We start from the raw sequence: 18941 nt of genomic DNA, 5'->3' as shown, positions 1-18941 counted from the left end.
CGGGCGCGCTGTTTCCTATTTTTTACATCTTTTTTACGGCGCAACAGGTATCCTTTCCTGCGAAAAGTCAGACAGATGAGAGAGTAAATGGTCAACACATCACAGGCGAAGGTCATCATTCATTTATGCAGTTACTTGATCCTTCTTTACGGGCTTACGCTCACCATCCCGCTGCTCTTTGCCCTCTATTTCAAAGAGCGAGCCGAGATCTTTGCGTTTCTCTACACTCTGGTGCTCTGTCTGGGCGCGGGCCTGATTGGCTCGTTCATCACCCGCCGCAGCCCGCGGCACAACCTTGACCGCAAGAACGGCTTCCTGCTGATCCTGCTGCTGTGGGTGATCTTCTCACTGATCAGTGGCTTGCCGCTGCTGCTGAACGAGGATATGCACATCCGGCTGGTGGATGCGGTATTCGAGGGGGTATCGGGCATCACCACCACTGGCGGGTCGGTGCTGAACAACATTGACGCGCTGCCGCGCTCGATCCTCTATTTCCGCGCGCAGCTCAACTTTTTGGGCGGCCTCGGGGTCATTATTTTGGCCATCGCCATCCTGCCGCTGCTGGGCGTCGGGGGGCTGAAGATGTACCAGTCCGAGATGCCGGGGCCGATGAAGGAGGAGCGCGTCACGCCGCGGCTGGCGGATGGCGCGAAGAACCTGTGGTTTGTCTACCTGATGCTTGGCGTGCTCTGCACCCTCTCCTATCGGCTGGTCGGCATGACCTGGTTTGACGCGCTCTGTCACGGCATCTCCACGGTGTCACTGGGCGGCTACTCCACCCGTGGTGACAGTCTGGGCTACTTCAACAACGACGGCGCGGAGGTGGTGGCTGGCATCTTCTCACTGCTCTCTGCCGTCAGCTTCACCCTCTACTTCTTTGCGCTGAAGAAGCGCAGCGTGATGGTGATCCTGCGTAACCCGGAGTTCCGTTTCTTTATCGGTCTGGCCGGGGTGGTGATTGGCATCACCTGCTTTGAGCTTTACCGCGTCAACCACTTCCCGCTGAAGGAGGCGCTGGTGCACGGCTTCTTTATGGCCTCCTCGGTCATGACCGACAACGGCCTGTCGCCCAGCAACTACGGCACCTGGCCACAGCACGTGATCATGCTGCTGATGATCTCCAGCTTCTTTGGCGGCTGCATCGGCTCCACCTGTGGCGGCATTAAAATCTTCCGCATCTATGTGCTCTACCAGCAGTGCAAAGGGGAAATTCACCAGATCCTGCGGCCGAACCAGATCAAGACCATCAAGATGGGCAGCAGCCCGATTGACTACCGCATCGTGAAGTCCATCTGGGGCTTTTTCAGCCTCTACATCTTCTTTACCGTGGTACTGACCTGGATTTTGAACAGCATGGGCTATGACATGCTGACCGCCTTCGCCACCGTCGCCGCCTGCATCAACAACATGGGCCTCGGCTACGGCGCCACCGCCACCGGCTTTGGCTCGCTGAATGACGGCGCCAAGTGGCTGATGTGTCTGGCGATGCTGTTGGGGCGTCTGGAGATCTTCCCGGTCATCGTGCTGTTCTCACGCAATTTCTGGCGCTATTGAGTGAGTGGCCCGCCACGGAGGGCGGGCCAGCCCTTTTACAGCTCGCTCAATTTAAAGGTGTGCTCAATGGTGCTATCCACATAGAGTTCCGAGATCTTCAGCGAGTTGCCATTGACGGTAAACATCACCACGGAATCCACCTCCCCACTGCCCAGCCAGCGATCTGACTGCACCCCCTTCTCTGACCACACCACATAATCGCTGGAGAGCTTGCATTGGTAGGCGAAACGTTCGCCATCCTGTGGGCGTTGATAACTGAGATAGACCACGCCCTGCGCGTTGGGTTTGGTGGCTTTGATCCCCTTTACCTTGCGTTGCATGATGCTGGCGATGGCCGCTTTGCAAATGTGTTGGGGTTTGAAGGCACCGGTATCCGCCGGTGGCAGGTCAACGGCCGGGGTACGTTTGGTCGTGATCTGCAACATTTGGCTTGGCACAGACGCAGACGTGGCGTTGGCTGGCTCAGTATCTTGAACAACACGCATGGCGATGGCTATTGCCCCGATAATGATCACTATAATCATTAACCCTCCTGAGGAGGAGGCGCGTGGCGCGGGATCTTTGAGGCCGCATTGGGGGCAAAACTTGGCGTCATCGGGAAGAGCGGCACTGCATTTACGGCATTTTTTTATTGTCATGGTTAACCCTCAGCGGTATCAGTGGGTAGGGAGAGGCAGAGCCGCTCGTGGCATTGCTCATTTATCGCTCAACTCAATCCTAATTGCCTTGCTGAGGGAATGCCACACAGCCGGGCGGCCAGACAAGGAGAATGCATGAACAACCTATTCCGCGATTTTCCGACGGCAGCGGTGCGCGCCGAGGAGGAGACCTTTGAGGATCTGCTGGCGCGCCCCGATGTGCGCATTGAGCGCATTGTCTCCACCGGGCAGGCCAGCCCACCCGGCTTCTGGTACAGCCAGCCGCAGGGGGAGTGGGTGGTGGTATTACAGGGCGCGGCCGGGCTGCTGATTGAGGGGGAGCCGGTGCGTGAGTTGCGCCCCGGCGACTTTATCAATATCCCCGCCTACTGCCGCCATCGCGTCGAGTGGACAGAGGCCAACGGCCCCACCGTGTGGCTGGCGGTGCACTATGAATTGGCGCAGGACGCCCCTACCGCCTGATTCAACGCACCAGATCGTCCAGCCGCTCATCGAGGATGCCAGCTGGCTCCAGGTGGGCGGTGACATCTGCCCGGCAGAACAGCCCGCGCACCGCCTCCTCTGCCCGGTCGCCAATCTCATGACCGACATCCACCGTCAGGCTGCCGTCCACTTCCACGTGGAACTCCACAAACACCCGGTCGCCGCCGTTGCGGGTGCGCAGGTCATGGATGCCCCGCACGCCGGGGCAGGCCAGCACGGCGCGGCGGATGCGCTGGCGATCCTCCGCGCCCAGCTCGCGATCGAGCAGCTGTTTCAGCGCATCGGCGGCCATGCCGCGCGCATTCCAGAGCATGTAGAGCGAGATGCCGAGCGCCCCCAGCGCGTCGGCGCGCGTCCAGCCAAACAGGTGATCCAGCAACAGCGCCACCAGCACCGCCACGTTGACCGCCACGTCAGTGATGTAGTGCGCCCGGTCGGCGGCGATGGCGGTAGAGCCGGTACGCCGCACCACGTAGCTCTGCATCGCCACCAGCCCCCCAGCGGCCAGCGAACTGACGACAATCACCCAGATCCCCAGCCCGAGTTGCGCCAGCGGCTGCGGGTTGATCAGTCGGCCCGCCGATTCAATGCCCAGCCCCACCCCGGCCGCCGCCAGCAGCAGCGCCTGAATGAAGGCCGCCACCGCCTCCGCCTTGCCGTGGCCGTAGCGGTGCCCCTTGTCCACCGGGCGCAGGGCGTAGCGTACGCCGACCAGCGTCACCAGTGACGCCAGCACATCCACCAGCCCGTCGGCCGCCGAGGTCAGCAACGACATTGAACCGGTCGCCAGCCAGGCCCACACCTTGATGCTCACCAGCGTCAGCGCCACCAGCAGCGATACCAGCGAGGCGGTGCGCGCCAGCCCGGCGGCCGGTGGGCGTCCCGCCATTACGCGGTTTTCATTGGGAATATTCACGTACTCATCTTCATCCAGTCACGGGCCAATGCCTCTATTGTGGCGGCGCAAGGGCCGGATTGGCAACCTGCCCACCGCATTCCTGCGCGCCATCTTCAACTACCCTTAGCGTGGATGGGCCGACGATCACCCACCAACTGTGAGCTATAGCCCATTTCTGTTTTTAATTGTATGATGAATGCATCAGACTTTTAGGAAAAACGTTATGCGTCACTCCCTTACCCTCTGCTGGCATTTTGTCCGCGCTTTCATCGCCATCTATCTCTGCCTGTGGGCTGGCAATGGTCTGGCGACACTGCTGCCGATCACCATTCCCGGCAGTATCCTCGGCATGTTGATCCTGTTCCTGCTGCTCTCCTTCCAGATCCTGCCAGCGCGCTGGGTCAAGCCCGGCTGCCACCTGCTGATCCGCTACATGGCGCTGCTGTTCGTGCCGATTGGCGTCGGGGTGATGAACTACTATGACCAGATCCGCGCCCAGTTTGGGCCGCTGGTGGTCTCCTGCTTTGTCAGCACGGTGATCGTGATGCTGGTGGTGGCCTACTCCTCGCACTATGTGCACCGTGAGCGGCCTGTGGTGGGGCGGAAAACGCCGGGGGGCAAGCCATGAGCGAGATGTGGTGGTCGCTGCCGCTGACGCTGGCGGTCTTCTTTGCCGCGCGGCGGCTGGCGGCGCGCTGGCGGGTGCCGCTGCTCAACCCGCTGCTGGTTTCGATGGTGGTGATTATTCCGCTGCTGCTGCTGACCCACACCCCCTACGCGCGCTACTTTGCTGGCAGCAAGGTGCTCAATGACCTGCTGCAACCGGCGGTGGTGGCGCTGGCCTTCCCGCTCTATGAGCAGCTGCACCAGATCCGCGCGCGCTGGCGTTCCATCATCAGCATCTGTTTCCTCGGCAGCGTCACGGCAATCTGCACCGGCACCGCGATCGCGCTGTGGATGGGCGCGTCGCCGCAGGTGGCGGCTTCGATCCTGCCGAAATCGGTCACCACGCCGATCGCGATGGCGATCTCCCAATCGATCGGCGGCATCCCGGCCATCAGCGCCGCCTGCGTGGTGTTTGTCGGTATCCTTGGTGCGGTGTTCGGCCATCTGCTGTTCAACCTGCTCGGCATCCGCACCAAGGCGGCGCGCGGGCTGGCGATGGGCACCGCCTCCCACGCGCTGGGCACGGCGCGGGCAGCGGAGATGGATTTCCAGGAGGGGGCGTTCAGTTCGCTGGCGCTGGTGCTGTGCGGCATCATCACGTCGCTGATTGCGCCGCTGCTGTTCCCGCTGCTGCTGGCGCTGTTGGGATGAAAAAAAGGCGCGCCGCGATGATGAGTCGCGGTGCGCCAAACGCAGGTCGGCCCGGTTCCAGCCGACCTGAAAAGGCCCTGCCCGCCGCCGGGCGGACAGGTAAGGGAATTACTGGTTCAGCTGGAACAGCGACATGCCCTGCATATCACTGAAAGCCTTGTAGGCCGCCTGCAACGCCACTTGTTGCATGCTGTAGCTGGAGATGGCCGCGTTCCAGTCGGTGTCCTGCAAGTTGCTCAACTTGGTGGAGTTGGTCAGGGTGCGCTGGTCGCCGATGCTGTCCAGCGTGTCCAGCTCATTCATCTGGGTGCCCAGCTCGGCGCGCACCGACAGCACATTGTTCAGCGAGTTGCTCAGGCCACGGTTGGCGACGTCCAGCGCCGCGGTCAGCGCCTCGCTGTCGCCGTCACTGCTGGTCAGCGCGTTGATGGCGGTGTCGAGGGTGGCGAAGAGATCTTTCTGCGTCGAGCCATCCTCCTCGGTCTTGGCGTTCGACGTGGCCGACATAAACACCTGGGTGCCGGTGTGGCTGACGGTCATGGTGCGGTTGGCATCCACGCGCTGCTCAATCGCCTGCTCGCTGCCCTGATAGCTCACGCTGCCGCTGGCATCCGCGACGAAGGGGGCGCTGTCGCTCTTGTAGCCGCCGAAGATGTAGTGGCCGGTGCCGTCGGTGCTGTTCGCCATGTTTAGCAGCTGGTCTTTCAGCCCCTGCAACTCGGTGGCGAGCGAGGCGCGGTCATCATCGCTCATGGTGCCGTTGCCAGCGTTGACCACGGTCGATTGCGCGCTCTGGATTGAGGAGGTGACGTTCGAGAGGATCGACTCCTCAAGGCTCAGGCTGTTGTTGGCGAAGGTGCGGGCCAGCGCATACTGGCTGTTCTGCGCCTCCGACTGGTTCACCATGATCGCTTGCGAGGCGGCCATCGGGTCATCCGACGGCTTGTTGACGCGCAGCCCGGTAGAGAGCTGGGTGCCGCTGGCCTGCCACTTGGCCTGACTGTTGCTGATGCCGCCCATCGATTGCTGGTACAGCATACTGGTGCTTAAACGCATTTTGTCGCTCCTGTTAGCCGCGGATGTCCATCAGCGCGTTGAAGATGGTGGATGCCGTCTGGATCACCTGCGCGTTCGCCAGGTAGTACTGCTGGTAACGTTGCAGGTCGCCATACTCCTCGTCGAGGTTGACGCCGGAGATGGACTGCTGCTGGGTGGTCAGCTGGGTCACGATGTTGCTCTGGGTAGTGCTGTTCATCTCGGCGGTGCTGGTCTGGCTGCCGACGCTGCTTACCAGCCCGGCGTAGGCCCCGGCCAGCGTGGTTTTGCCCTGCACCAGCTTGGCGGTTTGCAGGTCGAGCAGCTTCTGGCCGTTGCGATTGTCGCTGACGCCGCTGTCTGACTCAGAGGCGGCGGCGATTTTGCTGGTGTCGCTGATCGCCAGGCTGAAGGAGCTGGCGGCGTTGCTGACGGTCTTCAGCGTGAAGCTGTCACCGCTGGCGGCCTGGCCGCTGACGCTGACGGCCACGCCATCAAAGTTCAGCGTCGGGTTGCCGCTCTCATCGCTGCCAGCGGTGGCGCTGATGGACGCGCCGTCAGCCACGCGGGTCACTTTCCAGTTGCCGCCGTCATACTTCAGCGTGTAGTCGCTGGCCTGCAACTGGGTGGTGTCGGTGTAGCTGGCGCTCAGCGCCGCGCTGCCGCTGTTTTTGGTGTTGCCCAGCACGCTCGGGTCGTCGATGTTGAAGAACTTGCCGCCAGCGTTGCCCTCAATGTCAAAGCCCTGCTCATGCACCTGATTGAACTGGTCTGCCAGCGTCGCCGCCAACTGGCCGAGCTGGTTGCGCGCGGAGTCCAGCGACTCAGAGCGGAAGGTCAGCAGGCCGCCGAGGGTGCCGGTGGTCACCTGGCTCTCCGCTACTTCGCTGGTGACGCCGCCACGGGTGTAGCCGAGGGTCAGGCGGCTCGGGTCGCTGCTGGAGGGCACCGCTTCGAGGCTGTAGGCGTTGCCGCCCTGCACCAGCATCAGGCCGCCGGCCACCGAGATGTTCAGGCTGTCGCCATCCTGCTGAGTGACGCTCACGCCCACCACATCATTCAGCTGATTCACCAACTGGTCACGCTGGTCGAGCAGCGCATTCGGCTCGGTGCCGCTGGCACCGCGTGCGCGGGTGATCTGGTCATTCAGCTTGGCGATCTGCTGGGCGTAGTTGTTGACCTGGCTGACGTTGTCCTTGATCTGCTGGTTCACGCCGCTGTCGAGATCCTGCAAATATTGGTCGGTGCTCTTGAACTGGTTGGCCAGCGCCGAGGCACTGCCGAGCACTGTCTGGCGCGCCGCGTCATCATCCGGGCTGCTGACCATGCTCTGCAAGTTGCTGAACAGCGTCTGCATGGAGGTGGAGAGGCTGTTGGTGGTGTCTGACAACAGATCGTCCACCTGCGACACCTGGTTGTAGTAGGCGGTCAGCGCGCTGTTGGTGGTCGAGGCCGCGCGCAGCTGGTTGACGATGAACTGGTTATACTCGCGGTTGACGCCGCTAACCGTCACGCCATTGCCGATGTAACCCTGCGCGGTGGTGGTGCCGTTGTTCTGCGAGATGATGGCGGTCTGGCGGTTGTAGCCGCTGGTGGTGACGTTGCTGATGTTGTTGCTGGCGGTGTTGAGGGCAGCCTGCGCCGCGCCCAGCCCGCTCATGGCCGTGTTGATTAAGTTATTGGACATCTCAAATCCTTGTTGCCGGCGGCCTCGCCTGCACCGGCCGCATAATAAAGGGTGCCGGGTGCGGGTTGCGCCCCTCGCCGGCCTGATTGGGTTATCGGCGCACAGGGGAAAAACTTGAGTGAAAAAGCAGGAATGGGCGGCGGGAAAACCGCCGCCGCACGGTCAAAACAGCGTGCTGAGATCGTGGGTGTAGGCTTTCACCGCCTGCACCCCCGCGCCCTTGATCTGCTGGATGACGCTCACCAGCTTGCTGGCGTAGTTCGGGTCGGTGGCGTAGCCAGCCTGTTGCAGCGCGTGGGCCGCCTGCTCCGGCGTCTCTGCCGCCGCCACTGCCGCGTAGCGCGGGTTGTGGGTCAGCAGCCGTACGTAGTCGCTGATCGCCTCCACATAGGAGCCGTAGACGCGGAAGCTGGCGGTGATCTTCTTCGCTACCCCGTTCTCATACTCGGTGGTGGTGATGTCGGTGGTCGGGCCATCCCAGCCGCTGCCAGCCTTGACGCCGAACAGGTTGTAGCTCGGCCGGCCATTTTGGGTCGGGATCTCGCGCTGCCCCCAGCCGGACTCCAGCGCCGCCTGCGCCATGATCAGCTGGTGCGGGATGCCGCTCTCCTGGCTCGCCATCTGCGCTGGCAGGCTGAGGCGTGACACAAAGTCGCCGCTGTTGCCGGAGAGCGTGACGGGCGTGGCGCTGGCGGCTGGCATCCGCGGCGCGGCCTTGCGCAGCACCTGCGCCAGTGCCTGCGCTGGCAGGGTGTTGAGCACCTGCTGGTCCAGCGCCATCGGCACCGTCCCGGCGCGCTCATCCGGCCGCGCCTGCGTGCCGCCCAGCTGCTGCACCATCATGTCCGCCAGCCCCAGCCCGCGCTGCGACATCTCCTGCGCCATCTGCTGGTCATACATCGAGGTGTAGAGCCGCGTCTGGTCATTGCTGAGCAGCCCGCCCTGCGGCAGGGCCGAGCGCATACTTTTCAGCATCATGCTGACATACACCCCCTCGAACTGCTGCGCCACCTGCTTGAGGTGCGACTGGGGATCCTTGCTGACATCCCGCTTCAGGGCGTTGAGCGCCTGCGCGTCATAGGCCGCGCCAGAGAGGCTATTGAGATCGGCCATCAGATGATTTCCAGATCGGCACGCAAACAGCCAGCGGTCTTCATCGCCTGCAAAATGGACATCAGGTCGATTGGCGTCGCGCCCAGTGCGTTCAGCGTGCGCACCACGTTGTTCAGGCTGGCGCTGGACTGCACCTGCTGCAACGCCCCGCCCTGCTGGCGCACCGAGATCTGGGTATTGGGCGTCACCACGGTCTGGCCGCCAGCCAGCGGGGTGTTGGGCTGGCTGACCTGATTCTGCTGGTCTACCACCACTGACAGGTTGCCCTGTGCCACCGCGCAGCTCTCCAACGTCACATCGCGGTTCATCACCACCGAGCCGGTGCGGGAGTTGATGATCACCTTCGCATCCTTCGGCCCCAGCGTGACGTTGATGTTCTGGATCTGCGCCAGCGTGCGCACCTGCGCGCTGTTGCCAGCCGGTACCTGCACCTGGATGGTACGGCCATCGAGGGCGGTGGCGCTGCCCGCGCCCTGCCGGTTGATGGCGTCGGCCACCGCCTGCGCGGTGCTGAAGTCCTCTTCATTCAGTTGCAGGTTGAGGCTGTTGCCGCTGCCAAAGTGGGTCGGCAATTCGCGCTCAATGGTCGCGCCGCCGGTGATGCGCCCGCCAGCCAGCTGGTTCACCTGCACGCTGCTGCCACCGGCCGACGCACCCGCGCCGCCCACCAGCACGTTGCCCTGCGCCAGCGCGTAGACCTGATTGTCCACCCCCTTCAGCGGGGTCATCAGCAGGGTGCCGCCGCGCAGGCTCTTGGCGTTGCCCATGGAGGAGACCACCACGTCAATCGCCTGCCCGGCGCGTGAGAAGGGTGGCAACTTGGCGGTGACCATCACCGCCGCCACGTTCTTCAGCTGCATGTTGGTGCCGGCCGGCACCGTGATGCCCAGCTGCGAAAGCATGTTGTTCAGGCTCTGGGTGGTAAAGGGCGTCTGCATGGTCTGGTCGCCGGAGCCATCCAGCCCCACCACCAGCCCGTAGCCAATCAGGGCGTTGTCGCGCACCCCCTGCACCGTCGCCAAATCGCGGATCCGCTCCGCCCCGGCCGGGCTGGCCGCGAGCGTGGACGCCGCCAGCAGTAAACCCCATAGATATTTTCGCATCTGGAACCTCGTTGCCGCCGGGCGAACGCCGCCCGGCGGTAAATGTGTTGTGTCGCGCCGCCGTCAGAGTGGCGACAGGTTGAGGAAGAAGCGCTGCATCCAGCCCATGTTCTGCGCCTCGTTGATGTAGCCGTTGCCGACGTACTCAATGCGCGCGTCCGCCACCTGGGTGGAGACCACCGCGTTCTGGCCGCTGATGGTGCGCGGGTTGACCACGCCGGAGAAGCGGATGAACTCGGTGCCTTGGTTGATGGCGATCTGCTTCTCGCCCACCACGTGCAGGTTGCCGTTCACCAGCACCTGATCGACGGTCACCGTCAGGGTGCCGTTGAAGGTGTTGTTGGCGTTCGCCCCGCCCTTGCCGCTGAAGGTGTTGTCGCCGCTGGAGTCCACCGTCGCGCGGTTGTTGCCAAACAGCCCCTCCAGATAGCGTGGCACCGCGTCAAAGCCGAAGGTGGTCGAGCCGCTGCGGCTGGCGTTGGCGGAGGAGCTTTTGCTGGCGCTGACGTTCTCCTGCAACACGATGGTCAGGGTGTCGCCGATGTTGCGCGGGCGGCGATCCTCAAACAGTGGCTGGTAGCCGTAGTTCATCGGCTGCACGGTCTGGAAGATGGAGCCGTTGCCCCCCTGCGCCATCACCGCTGGCGCGGGCGCGGCGGTGGTCGGCCCGGTCACCAGATTGTCATGGGGGATGTAGGCGCAGCCGCTCAGGCCCAGCGCCAGCAGCAGGGCGACGGACGGATTATTCTGTTTCACCACGCTAAACCCTTGTTAAGTGGATGTCAGGTGGCCGGGCGCATCAGGCCCGGCCAGCCGGTCACAGCTGCGTCAGCTTTTGCAGCATCTGGTCAGAGGTGGAGACCGCCTTGCTGTTGATCTCATAGGCGCGCTGGGTCTGGATCATGTTTACCAGCTCCTCGGCCACGTTGACGTTGGAAGTCTCAACGTAACCTTGGTAGAGCAGGCCCGCGCCATTCAGGCCGGGGGTGCTCTCGGTCGGCGCGCCGGAACTTTGCGTCTCCTGGTAGAGGTTCTCGCCGACGCTCTCCAGCCCGCTGTCGTTGATGAAGGTGCTCAGCGTCAGCTGGCCCACCTGCTGCGCAGCGGTCTGCCCCTGCTGGGTGACGCTGACGATGCCGTCACGGCCCACGGTGATGGAGAGGGCGTTGGCCGGGATGGTGATCGCTGGCTGCACCTGGAAACCGCTGGAGGTCACCAGCTGGCCATTCTGGTCCACCTGGAAGGAGCCGTCGCGGGTGTAGGCCAGGCTGCCATCCGGCAGTTGCACCTGGAAGAAACCCTGCCCCTTGATGGCGATGTCCTTGCTGTTTTCGGTCTGCGACAGGTTGCCCTGGCTGTGCAGGCGCTCGGTGGCCACCGGGCGCACGCCGGTGCCGATCTGCAGGCCGGAGGGCAGCGTGGTCTGGTCGGAGGATTGTGCCCCCGGCTGGCGCAGCGTCTGGTACATCAGGTCTTCAAACACCGCGCGCTGGCGCTTGAAGCCGTTGGTGCTGACGTTCGCCAGGTTGTTGGCGATCACGTCCATGTTGGTCTGTTGGGCATCCAGCCCGGTTTTGGCGATATAGAGTGAGGAGATCATAAAAAGTCCTTAGTGCCTGGCATCAGCTCAGTGACAGCAGCGAGTTGGCGCGCTGTTCGTTCTCATCGACGCTGGAGATGACCTTCATCTGCATCTCGAAGCGGCGGGCGTTGGCGATCATATCGACCATGGTCTCCACCGGCTTGACGTTGCTGCCCTCCAGCACGCCCGGCATCACGCGCACCTGCGGGTCAGCCGCCAGCGCCGCGCCCGGTGTGTCGCCGTTGGCAGCGGTGCGGTAGAGGCCATCATCGCCGCGCTGCACTTCGCCAGCCTGCGCCCGCACCAGCTTCAGCTTGCCGAGCTGGGCGGTGGTGTTGGGGGCGTCCCCGGCGTTCAGCGCGGTGAGGGTGCCATCGGCGGCGATGGTCAGCTGCGCGGAGGGCGGCACCTCAATCGGGCCGCCGTCGCCCATCAGCGGCAAACCGCCGACGGTCAGTTGGCTGTCGGCGTTGATCTGGATGTCACCGTTGCGGGTGTAGGCTTCGCTGCCGTCCGGCAGGCGCACCGCCAAAAAGCCATCCTGCGGCAGTGCCACGTCGAGCGGGCGGCCGGTGGTGGTCAGCGGCCCCTGGCTGGTGTCCGCCCCCGGCGTGGAGGCGGCCACCAGCGTACGGGTCGCCAGCGTCTCGCCCTGCACCGGCACGGCACGGTAGGCGTTGAGCTGCGCGCGGAAGCCCGGCGTGGAGGCGTTCGCCATGTTGTTGGCGGTGACCGCCTGCATGTCGAACGTCTGGCTGGCCGCGCCCATCGCGGTATAGATTGCGTGATCCATCGTCTATCCGTCAGCGCCTTAGCGCAGGTTAACCAGAGTGTTCAGGATCTGGTCCTGAGTTTTGATGGTCTGGGCGTTGGACTGGTAGTTGCGCTGCGCCACGATCATGTTGACCAGCTCCTTGCTCAGATCCACGTTGGAGGCTTCCAACGCGCCGCTGGTCAGCGAGCCAAAGCCGCTGGCACCGGCTACGCCAGTGATCGCCTGCCCGGAGGATTGGGTCGCTTTCCAGACGTTGTTGCCTGCGGACTCCAGCCCCTCGGTGTTGGCGAAGTTGCTCATCACAATCTGGCCAATCAGCTGGGTCTGGGAGTTGGAGTAGACGCCGGAGATGGTGCCATCGTCATTGATCTGGTAGCCGGTCATGTCGCCCGCCGCGTAGCCATCCTGTGTCAGGGTGCCGATGCTGTCGCTGCCGGTGTTCTGTTGCAGGCTGCCCGTCATGCTGAGCTGCACGGTCTGCGCCTCCGCGCCATTCAGCGCACCCATCGGCAGGGTCAGGGTCAGCCCGTTGGCATTGGCGTTGCCATCGCCGTCCAGGGTGCTGGTCAGCGCGCCGCTGCTGGAGAAGTTCAGGGTGCCGATTTTGCTCGCAGTCGAGCCGCTGACGCTGCCGTCCTGCGCGTAGACGTCCCAGGTGTTGTTGGCGGTCTTGGCGAAGTAGACGTTCATGTCATGGGCGTTGCCCAGCGTGTCATAGGTGGTAATGGTGTTGACGTAGCTGTAGCTGGTGGCGTCGCTGGCGTTGAATGTGCCGTTCGCCACCACGTCATGGCCGGAGTTGAGGTTGGCGACCATGGTGGCGGTGCTGGTGGCGCGGGCTGGCAGCATGTTGTTGGAGATGCTCAGCGCCACTGGTTGCGCGCCCTGCGCGATGGTCGGCGGGGTGCCGGTGGCCGGGTAGCCGGTCAGGCTCAGCCCCTGCATGTTCACCAGATTGCGGTTCTCATCCAGCGTGAACTGGCCGTTACGCGAGTAGTAGACGCCGCCGCTGCTGTCGGTCAGGCGGAAGAAGCCGTTGCCACTGATGGCGACGTCCAGCCCACGGTTGGTGGTGTTGGTGGTGCCGTCGGTGAAGTCCTGCGTGACGCTGGCGACCTTGACGCCCATGCCGGTCTTGGAGCCGGCGAACATGTCCGCGAAGGAGACCGACGCGGATTTAAAGCCCGAGGTGGCGGAGTTGGCGATGTTGTTACCGATCACGTCCAGGTTGCTGGATGCGGCGTTAAGGCCGCTGACTGCCTGCGAGAAGCTCATATTTCTCTCCGTAAAATTGAGTACTGTGTGTGCCGCGCCAACGGCGGCAAATAAAGTCGCGCCCTACAGGATCTGGCGCACGTCGCTCAGGGTGGCGGTGCCGACGGTGCCGAGATCCAGCAACGCGCCGCTGCTGGCATTGGTGACGCCGTTGACCAGCGCATAGCGCAGCGGCTGCACCACCATCTGTTCGCCGTTGTTGGTGGCGTTGAAGCTGATGCTGTAGGCGCCATCCGGCGCGGTGGTGCCGTCATCCAGCGTGCCGTCCCAGCTGTAGCTGTGGACGCCGGCGGTCTGCGCGCCCAGATCGAGGGTGCGCACCACTTTGCCGGTGCTGTCGGTGATGGAGGCGGTGACGCTGCCAACCGACCGCTCCAGCTCCAGGCCAAACGGCGTGGTGCTGATGCTGCCGTCGCTGGCCGCGCCCGCCAGGATGGTGTTGCCCGCTACCATCACGCCGTGGCCGATCATCGCGGTGGACTGCACGGACTGGTTGCTGTTGATCTGGCCGGAGATGTTGCCGAGGGTGGTGTTGAGCTTCTCAATGCCGCTGACGGTGTTGATCTGCGCCAGCTGGCTGGTCAGCTCACTGTTCTCCATCGGGTTGGTGGGATCCTGGTTCTTGAGCTGCGCCACCAATAGCGTCAGGAAGCTGCCCTGCAGATCCGCCGCGCTGCTGCCGGTGGTGGCCGTGCTGCTGCTGGTGCTGGCGACGCTGTTGTCGAGGCTGTCATTGATCGAATTTAACACGGACATCGCAACTTCCTTATTGGCCGAGGGTGAGGGTTTTCATCATCAGGGACTTGGTGGTGTTGAGCACCTCCACGTTGGCCTGATAGCTGCGCGAGGCGGAGATGGTGTTGACCATCTCGCTCACCGGATCGACGTTTGGCATACGCACATAGCCGCGCTCGTCCGCCAGCGGGTTGCCGGGCTGGTAGACCAGCTTCTCCGGCGCCGAGGAGTCCACCACCTGCGCCACGCGCACGCCGCCGGTCTCCTGCCCCGGCGCGGCCGCCACCTGGAACACCACCTCTTTGGCGCGGTAGGGCTGCCCATCCGGGCCGGTGACGCTGTCGGCGTTGGCGAGGTTGCTGGCGCTGACGTTCATCCGCTGGGACTGGGCCGCCAGCGCTGAGCCGGAGATATCAAAAATAGAGAGCATCGACATGCGGGTTATCCTTGTTGCAGCACGGAGATCATGCTTTTAATCTGCCCGCCGAGCACCGTCAGGTCGGTTTGGTACTTCAGGCTGTTGTCGGCGAAGTTGGTGCGTTCCCGGTCCATATCGACGGTGTTGCCATCCAGCGCCGGCTGGTCAGGCACCCGGTAGAGCAGATCGAGGCTCGCCGCCGGGTTGGCCTGCGCCGGGATGTGGTGCGCCGAGGTGACGCTAAGCGCCAACCCGCCCCCTGCCCGCCCTTTTTCCATGACCTTGTTGAGCTGGCTGGCAAAGTCGATGTCCCGCGCCTGATAGCCGGGGGTGTCTGCGTTGGCAATGTTCGCGGCCAGGATCTCCTGGCGCTGGGCGCGTAAATTGAGCGCCTCCTGTTGAAAGCGCAACGCTGCGTCCAGTTTGTCGAGCATGCGTCCTCCGCAAATGAGAATTTGGAGCCGACAGCATAAACGCCCACTCCGCCGGTCTATCGTCAGAATAAGCCCATAATGGGCGGCTATTTATCTGCTTCACCAGTGAGCAACTCGCGTAAGATAAATCTGAATTACACTGGCCCCCGGACTCTCTTTCGGGGGCATCAGAAGCCTGACCAGAGGAGTCCGCCGTGCATGTTCGCGCTCTGTTCCCTGCCCTGCTGGGCCTGTGCCTTGCCCTGCCGTCCGTCGTCGCCCACGCGGCGCTGGATAGCCAGATTGCGCAATTTTTCCAGCGCCAGTACGCGCAGAGCGGGATGCAGGTGACGACCCGGATGATCACGCCAGCGGCGCAGTGGCCTGATTGCCCTGCCCCCCAGCTGGCGCTGCCCAACAGCGGCCGGAGCTGGGGGATGCTGTCGGTGTCGGTGCGCTGCGGCACACAACGGCGCTTTGTGCAGACCGAGGTGCAGGTGAGCGGCCCCTACTGGGTGGCGGCGCGCCCCATCCCGCGTGGCGCGGTGCTGGCGGCCGGGGATCTGCGGCAGAAGCGTGGCCGCCTCGATCAGTTGCCGCCGCGCATGGTGCAGAGCCAGCCACAGGCGCTGGGGGCGGTGGCGCTGCGCGCCATCAACGTCGGCCAGCCCTTGACGCTGAACATGGTGCGCCGCCCCTGGCAGGTACGCGCCGGACAGGAGGTGCAGGTGGTGGCCGCGGGTACCGGCTTCAACGTCTCCAGCGCTGGCAAGGCGATGAACAACGCCGCCATTGCCGACCGCGTGCGGGTGCGGATGCTCTCCGGCCAGGTGGTGAATGGCGTGGTGGCCGCCGATGGCTCGGTGCAGTTGGCGCTGTAAAAAAACCGGCGTTGGGGTAAAGTTTTTTCCGCCGCGGTCGATAACCGTGGTACGGATTTATTTTGCGGGTGAGAGGACGTCATTCCCGCCAGAATGGGAGAGTTTTATGAGCATTGATCGTACTCAGCCGCTGTCCGGCGTCAGCCCGGTGCAGTCGCGTGAAACCAGCGAGGGCGGCCCGCAGTCCGCCAAGGGCAAGACCGCCACCACCGCCCCCGAAGTGAAGGGCACCCAGGTGAGCCTGAGCGGCGCGCAGTCCAGCCTGACGCGTGACAGCGCGCAGGACATCAACATGCAGCGCGTGGAGCAGCTGAAAGCGGCGATCCGCGACGGCCAGTTGAAGATGGACACCGGCAAAATTGCCGACGCGCTGTTGCAGGACACCCAGGACTACCTGAAGGGCTGATGCACATGCACGATCTGCCGCAGACCCTGACCGCCCTGCTTGACACCCTCCGCGCCCTGTTGCCCGTGATGGAAGAGGAGCAGGCGATGCTGTGCGCCGCCCAGGTGAATGGCGTGGCGCTGCAACGCCTGACCGAGCAAAAGAGTTCCCTGCTGGCGACGCTGGCCTACCTTGACGGCCAGCGCAAGCAGCACGAAACCACCCTGAGCCTGCGCGCGCCCTACGCCCAGACCCCAGCGCTGAACGCCCTGTGGCGGCGCATCGCCGCCGGTGCCAACGCGCTCAACCAGCGCAACCACCATAATGGCCGGTTGCTGAACCAGCACATCGCCCATAACCAGCAGTCGCTCTCCGTGCTGCGCGCCGGCCACGGCCAGACGCTCTATGGCCCGAATGGGCAAGCGCACAGCCAGGGGATCAGTATGCGGAAGATTTCTATTTAGGTGTGAGGCTCCAATGGGGGATGGGTTTCGGGCATGGCGATTGCCCATGGCCTCGCTGGGGCCGGAGCAGGGTTTTAAGCATCGCGGATGCTTGTGGCCTCGCTTAGGTCGGAGCAGGGTTTCGGTTGTTCGAGTTCATTTGTCTACCCGTACGCCTGCGCCTCAACCGAGCAGGGCCTGCCGGCGCGCCGGCCCTGCACCCGCGCGCTCTGGGTGCCCCGGCTAATTATTGCCCGCTACCGCGGGTTCCCTCCGTCAGCTTCCGGGCTGTCGGGCCGCGGCAGACGCGCTCCCAGCGCGACTGCCACTCTCGCGCACATCCCTGTGCGCTCACCCGGCCCGGAATCCTCCGTCGGCAATAATTTAACGCCCCCACCATTTCTGCAAATCCTCGGCTATGTGAGGAAAGAGTTGGGGCGGAATATGGGGAAATTCTTTCTGTTTAAAGGGTTCTGGGTTTTATGCGGCCGGGCATGTAGTGTTTAAGGTCTGCCGTAGACAAAAATACAATCAGCTCCACAGCCAATCCATTCCACCTTCCAATAAAAAACTCCCCAACTATTTCCTCACATACTTACAGCGCGCAGAGGAGGTGGGGGCGTTAATCATTGCCGAGTGGAGGCGCAGGGCCGGGTGAGCGGGCAGGACGCCCGCGAAAGGGCCAGCCGCGCCGGGAGCGCGTCTGGGCCGGCCCGGAAGCCCGAAGACGTAGCGAGGGAACCCGCGAGAGCGGGCAATGATTAGCCATTCCACCCCAACGCGCGCCAGCAGGCCCTGCTCGGTTGAGGCACCGAGGCACAGATAGACAAATGAATCCGAACAACCGCAACCCTTCTCCGGCCTGACGCGGCCACAGGCAACAGCAGCACCCACTCATAACACCTCACAGATAAAAATCATCCTCCAACTATTTCCCCTCATACCCACAGTGCGCAGAGGAGCTAGGAGCGTAAATCATTGCCGGGTGAGTTGTTGTGTTTGATGGCAAACAAGAAAGGCGTTTAATAAATACGCAGTAGCCCAAAGCGATGGGTGTCCGCTTTGAGCGCAAAGCGGACGTTCTGACGGCAGATTTAGATCGAGATGTTTTTAACAAAATGGCTAAGCCAGCTTGGGGCAGCTATACGAAAAAAGCTTCGCCGATAAAATATTTCACCGCCATTTCTTTTCACTTTGCCCAACATACTGGATTGCTTAGTCAGTCATGCCCTTCCCTACTGTGTACACCCAAATGGGCAATAGCCGATTGCAGGTGTTCCAGAAACGCCTTCACTTTGACCTGTAGGTATTTTCTGCCGGAATAGAGCGCGTATAGCACCAGATCTTCTGGTTCGCGGTTACAGTCAATTTTAACAAGGGAGCCGTTATTGATTTCTGATTCACAGGCATGAAGCGGCAAAATGGCGAAACCAAGCCCTTTTAGTGCAGCGGCCTTGGCCATCTGGCCACTGTTCACTTTGTAGCTGGACTGCACCTGGACGGTGTGGTTCTGTTTAAATCTCCAGGGTATTCCCTGAAGTACCGACATGCTGGTAATGCAGGGCATTTTGGTGAGTTCATCAACCGATTGTGGTGATGGGTGACGCTCCAGAAGTTCGGGTGCGGCTACCACACAGCTCGGCCAGCGCAGAATTTCTTTGGCGACCCAGCAAGAATCCTCCAGTGGCCCACGTCCAAAGCGTAATACCAGATCGAATCCATCCAGTAGCCCCTCGGTTGGATCCAATTGTGTGTCACAACTGAGCTGTATCTGTGGATGCCGGATGCAGAAGTCAGCGAGGATATCTGCCATGAATGGAAGGTCTGGTGTAATGAGCTTCAGGTGGCCTGATAGTGAATCACCAAACAGTGATACTTCTTCCAGCGCATGATCCAAAGCGTGCGTGAGCGGCGTAATGGATTGATACAGCAGCTTACCGGCTGCGGTTGGAATTATCTTACGCGTCGTACGCTCCAGCAGCCGCACATGAAGTCGTTGTTCAAGTAAGGTGATATGCCGACTGACATTGGAGGATGGCAGCTGAAGCTGCTCTGCCGCGAGCTTAAAGCTCAACTTTTCATACACAGCCTGAAAACAGATCAGCCACTGCATTTCGAATTTTTCAATCATTAATTACCCCAAAAAATGAGATTAACAAATCTATAATTCCATATTTATCACTAA

21 protein-coding genes and 1 pseudogene are annotated in these 18941 nt (G+C 62.5%); 7 read left to right on the top strand and 15 right to left on the bottom strand.

Translation table 11 applies throughout. The annotated features are described in order from the left end of the window. Positions 1–87: 87 nt before the first annotated feature. Positions 88–1554 (top strand): TrkH family potassium uptake protein, encoded by a 1467-nt coding sequence (locus C1N62_RS06750; protein ID WP_137762903.1) that lies wholly within the window; start codon positions 88–90, stop codon positions 1552–1554. 35 nt (positions 1555–1589) lie between these two features. Here C1N62_RS06750 and C1N62_RS06745 read toward each other — a convergent pair whose 3' ends face one another. Together C1N62_RS06745 and C1N62_RS23580 are read right to left on the bottom strand one after the other, a co-directional pair. Next, positions 1590–2078 carry a hypothetical protein gene (locus C1N62_RS06745; RefSeq protein ID WP_240775745.1) on the bottom strand — a complete coding sequence of 163 codons (489 nt, stop codon included), beginning with the start codon at positions 2076–2078 and terminating at the stop codon, positions 1590–1592. A gap of 69 nt (positions 2079–2147) precedes the next feature. Then, positions 2148–2192: pseudogene (locus C1N62_RS23580) on the bottom strand (hypothetical protein); the annotation flags it as partial. A 135-nt stretch (positions 2193–2327) separates the two neighbouring features. Between C1N62_RS23580 and C1N62_RS06740 the strand changes: the two are divergent. Beyond that, positions 2328–2675: a cupin domain-containing protein gene (locus C1N62_RS06740; RefSeq protein WP_137762901.1), complete on the top strand. Its 348-nt coding sequence runs from the start codon at positions 2328–2330 to the stop codon at positions 2673–2675. Position 2676: 1 nt separating this feature from the next. Here C1N62_RS06740 and C1N62_RS06735 read toward each other — a convergent pair whose 3' ends face one another. Next, complete coding sequence (locus C1N62_RS06735) at positions 2677–3585, bottom strand: cation diffusion facilitator family transporter (protein WP_137764933.1); 909 nt, start codon at positions 3583–3585, stop codon at positions 2677–2679. 232 nt (positions 3586–3817) lie between these two features. On the opposite strand from C1N62_RS06735, the gene C1N62_RS06730 reads away from it, so the two are divergent. Both C1N62_RS06730 and C1N62_RS06725 read left to right on the top strand, forming a co-directional pair. Beyond that, positions 3818–4222, top strand: coding sequence for a CidA/LrgA family protein (locus C1N62_RS06730; protein WP_137762900.1), 405 nt, complete (start codon positions 3818–3820; stop codon positions 4220–4222). Then, entirely contained in the window at positions 4219–4911 is a 693-nt protein-coding gene (locus tag C1N62_RS06725; protein WP_137762899.1) for a CidB/LrgB family autolysis modulator, read from the top strand. Before C1N62_RS06730 ends, C1N62_RS06725 begins: the two co-directional genes overlap by 4 nt. 108 nt (positions 4912–5019) lie before the next feature. Here C1N62_RS06725 and flgL read toward each other — a convergent pair whose 3' ends face one another. The 11 genes from flgL to flgB all read right to left on the bottom strand — a co-directional run bounded on the left by flgL (position 5020) and on the right by flgB (position 15068). Then, on the bottom strand, positions 5020–5967 hold the full coding sequence (gene flgL, locus C1N62_RS06720) for a flagellar hook-associated protein FlgL (RefSeq protein WP_137762898.1): 948 nt from the start codon (positions 5965–5967) through the stop codon (positions 5020–5022). Between the two features lie 13 nt (positions 5968–5980). Further along, a complete protein-coding gene (flgK, locus tag C1N62_RS06715; protein ID WP_137762897.1) occupies positions 5981–7633 on the bottom strand; it encodes a flagellar hook-associated protein FlgK in 1653 nt (550 codons plus the stop codon). 162 nt (positions 7634–7795) lie between these two features. After that, positions 7796–8746, bottom strand: coding sequence for a flagellar assembly peptidoglycan hydrolase FlgJ (flgJ, locus tag C1N62_RS06710; RefSeq protein WP_168195826.1), 951 nt, complete (start codon positions 8744–8746; stop codon positions 7796–7798). Beyond that, a complete protein-coding gene (locus C1N62_RS06705) occupies positions 8746–9849 on the bottom strand; it encodes a flagellar basal body P-ring protein FlgI (RefSeq protein WP_137762895.1) in 1104 nt (367 codons plus the stop codon). Before C1N62_RS06705 ends, flgJ begins: the two co-directional genes overlap by 1 nt. A 63-nt stretch (positions 9850–9912) precedes the next feature. Further along, complete coding sequence (locus C1N62_RS06700) at positions 9913–10605, bottom strand: flagellar basal body L-ring protein FlgH (RefSeq protein WP_240775743.1); 693 nt, start codon at positions 10603–10605, stop codon at positions 9913–9915. Positions 10606–10666: 61 nt separating this feature from the next. Continuing rightward, on the bottom strand, positions 10667–11449 hold the full coding sequence (gene flgG, locus C1N62_RS06695; RefSeq protein ID WP_137762893.1) for a flagellar basal-body rod protein FlgG: 783 nt from the start codon (positions 11447–11449) through the stop codon (positions 10667–10669). 22 nt (positions 11450–11471) lie between these two features. Beyond that, entirely contained in the window at positions 11472–12224 is a 753-nt protein-coding gene (locus tag C1N62_RS06690) for a flagellar basal body rod protein FlgF (protein WP_137762892.1), read from the bottom strand. An 18-nt stretch (positions 12225–12242) separates the two neighbouring features. Then, entirely contained in the window at positions 12243–13481 is a 1239-nt protein-coding gene (gene flgE, locus C1N62_RS06685) for a flagellar hook protein FlgE (RefSeq protein WP_137762891.1), read from the bottom strand. Between the two features lie 63 nt (positions 13482–13544). Further along, a complete protein-coding gene (gene flgD, locus C1N62_RS06680; protein ID WP_137762890.1) occupies positions 13545–14237 on the bottom strand; it encodes a flagellar hook assembly protein FlgD in 693 nt (230 codons plus the stop codon). A 10-nt stretch (positions 14238–14247) separates the two neighbouring features. Then, on the bottom strand, positions 14248–14652 hold the full coding sequence (gene flgC / locus C1N62_RS06675) for a flagellar basal body rod protein FlgC (RefSeq protein WP_137762889.1): 405 nt from the start codon (positions 14650–14652) through the stop codon (positions 14248–14250). Between the two features lie 5 nt (positions 14653–14657). Next, positions 14658–15068 carry a flagellar basal body rod protein FlgB gene (gene flgB / locus C1N62_RS06670; protein ID WP_137762888.1) on the bottom strand — a complete coding sequence of 137 codons (411 nt, stop codon included), beginning with the start codon at positions 15066–15068 and terminating at the stop codon, positions 14658–14660. A gap of 194 nt (positions 15069–15262) precedes the next feature. On the opposite strand from flgB, the gene flgA reads away from it, so the two are divergent. The 3 genes from flgA (at position 15263) to C1N62_RS06655 (ending at position 16777) form a co-directional block, all read left to right on the top strand. Continuing rightward, positions 15263–15928, top strand: coding sequence for a flagellar basal body P-ring formation chaperone FlgA (gene flgA, locus C1N62_RS06665; RefSeq protein WP_240775742.1), 666 nt, complete (start codon positions 15263–15265; stop codon positions 15926–15928). A 106-nt stretch (positions 15929–16034) separates the two neighbouring features. Continuing rightward, positions 16035–16334 (top strand): flagellar biosynthesis anti-sigma factor FlgM, encoded by a 300-nt coding sequence (flgM, locus tag C1N62_RS06660; protein ID WP_137762887.1) that lies wholly within the window; start codon positions 16035–16037, stop codon positions 16332–16334. Next, positions 16334–16777: a flagella synthesis protein FlgN gene (locus tag C1N62_RS06655; protein WP_370465589.1), complete on the top strand. Its 444-nt coding sequence runs from the start codon at positions 16334–16336 to the stop codon at positions 16775–16777. Before flgM ends, C1N62_RS06655 begins: the two co-directional genes overlap by 1 nt. Positions 16778–17975: 1198 nt before the next feature. Here C1N62_RS06655 and C1N62_RS06650 read toward each other — a convergent pair. After that, on the bottom strand, positions 17976–18887 hold the full coding sequence (locus tag C1N62_RS06650) for a LysR family transcriptional regulator (protein WP_240775741.1): 912 nt from the start codon (positions 18885–18887) through the stop codon (positions 17976–17978). Positions 18888–18941: the final 54 nt, after the last annotated feature.

It is taken from the genome of Nissabacter sp. SGAir0207 (genome assembly GCF_005491205.1).
In the GTDB taxonomy this organism is placed as follows: Bacteria; Pseudomonadota; Gammaproteobacteria; order Enterobacterales; family Enterobacteriaceae; genus Chimaeribacter.
This window is presented reverse-complemented; position numbering and strand designations above follow the sequence as displayed.

Excerpts from the sequence above, each read along its gene's own strand:
- flgL (WP_137762898.1), bottom strand. The coding sequence starts at position 5,967 with ATGCGTTTAAGCACCAGTATGCTGTACCAGCAATCGATGGGCGGCATC.
- C1N62_RS06750 (WP_137762903.1), top strand. The coding sequence starts at position 88 with ATGGTCAACACATCACAGGCGAAGGTCATCATTCATTTATGCAGTTAC.
- C1N62_RS06730 (WP_137762900.1), top strand. The coding sequence starts at position 3,818 with ATGCGTCACTCCCTTACCCTCTGCTGGCATTTTGTCCGCGCTTTCATC.
- C1N62_RS06740 (WP_137762901.1), top strand. The coding sequence starts at position 2,328 with ATGAACAACCTATTCCGCGATTTTCCGACGGCAGCGGTGCGCGCCGAG.
- C1N62_RS06705 (WP_137762895.1), bottom strand. The coding sequence starts at position 9,849 with ATGCGAAAATATCTATGGGGTTTACTGCTGGCGGCGTCCACGCTCGCG.
- flgC (WP_137762889.1), bottom strand. The coding sequence starts at position 14,652 with ATGTCGATGCTCTCTATTTTTGATATCTCCGGCTCAGCGCTGGCGGCC.
- flgB (WP_137762888.1), bottom strand. The coding sequence starts at position 15,068 with ATGCTCGACAAACTGGACGCAGCGTTGCGCTTTCAACAGGAGGCGCTC.
- flgK (WP_137762897.1), bottom strand. The coding sequence starts at position 7,633 with ATGTCCAATAACTTAATCAACACGGCCATGAGCGGGCTGGGCGCGGCG.
- C1N62_RS06690 (WP_137762892.1), bottom strand. The coding sequence starts at position 12,224 with ATGGATCACGCAATCTATACCGCGATGGGCGCGGCCAGCCAGACGTTC.
- flgG (WP_137762893.1), bottom strand. The coding sequence starts at position 11,449 with ATGATCTCCTCACTCTATATCGCCAAAACCGGGCTGGATGCCCAACAG.
- flgJ (WP_168195826.1), bottom strand. The coding sequence starts at position 8,746 with ATGGCCGATCTCAATAGCCTCTCTGGCGCGGCCTATGACGCGCAGGCG.
- flgE (WP_137762891.1), bottom strand. The coding sequence starts at position 13,481 with ATGAGCTTCTCGCAGGCAGTCAGCGGCCTTAACGCCGCATCCAGCAAC.
- C1N62_RS06725 (WP_137762899.1), top strand. The coding sequence starts at position 4,219 with ATGAGCGAGATGTGGTGGTCGCTGCCGCTGACGCTGGCGGTCTTCTTT.
- C1N62_RS06745 (WP_240775745.1), bottom strand. The coding sequence starts at position 2,078 with ATGATTATAGTGATCATTATCGGGGCAATAGCCATCGCCATGCGTGTT.
- C1N62_RS06655 (WP_370465589.1), top strand. The coding sequence starts at position 16,334 with ATGCACATGCACGATCTGCCGCAGACCCTGACCGCCCTGCTTGACACC.
- C1N62_RS06650 (WP_240775741.1), bottom strand. The coding sequence starts at position 18,887 with ATGATTGAAAAATTCGAAATGCAGTGGCTGATCTGTTTTCAGGCTGTG.
- flgM (WP_137762887.1), top strand. The coding sequence starts at position 16,035 with ATGAGCATTGATCGTACTCAGCCGCTGTCCGGCGTCAGCCCGGTGCAG.
- C1N62_RS06735 (WP_137764933.1), bottom strand. The coding sequence starts at position 3,585 with ATGGCGGGACGCCCACCGGCCGCCGGGCTGGCGCGCACCGCCTCGCTG.
- flgD (WP_137762890.1), bottom strand. The coding sequence starts at position 14,237 with ATGTCCGTGTTAAATTCGATCAATGACAGCCTCGACAACAGCGTCGCC.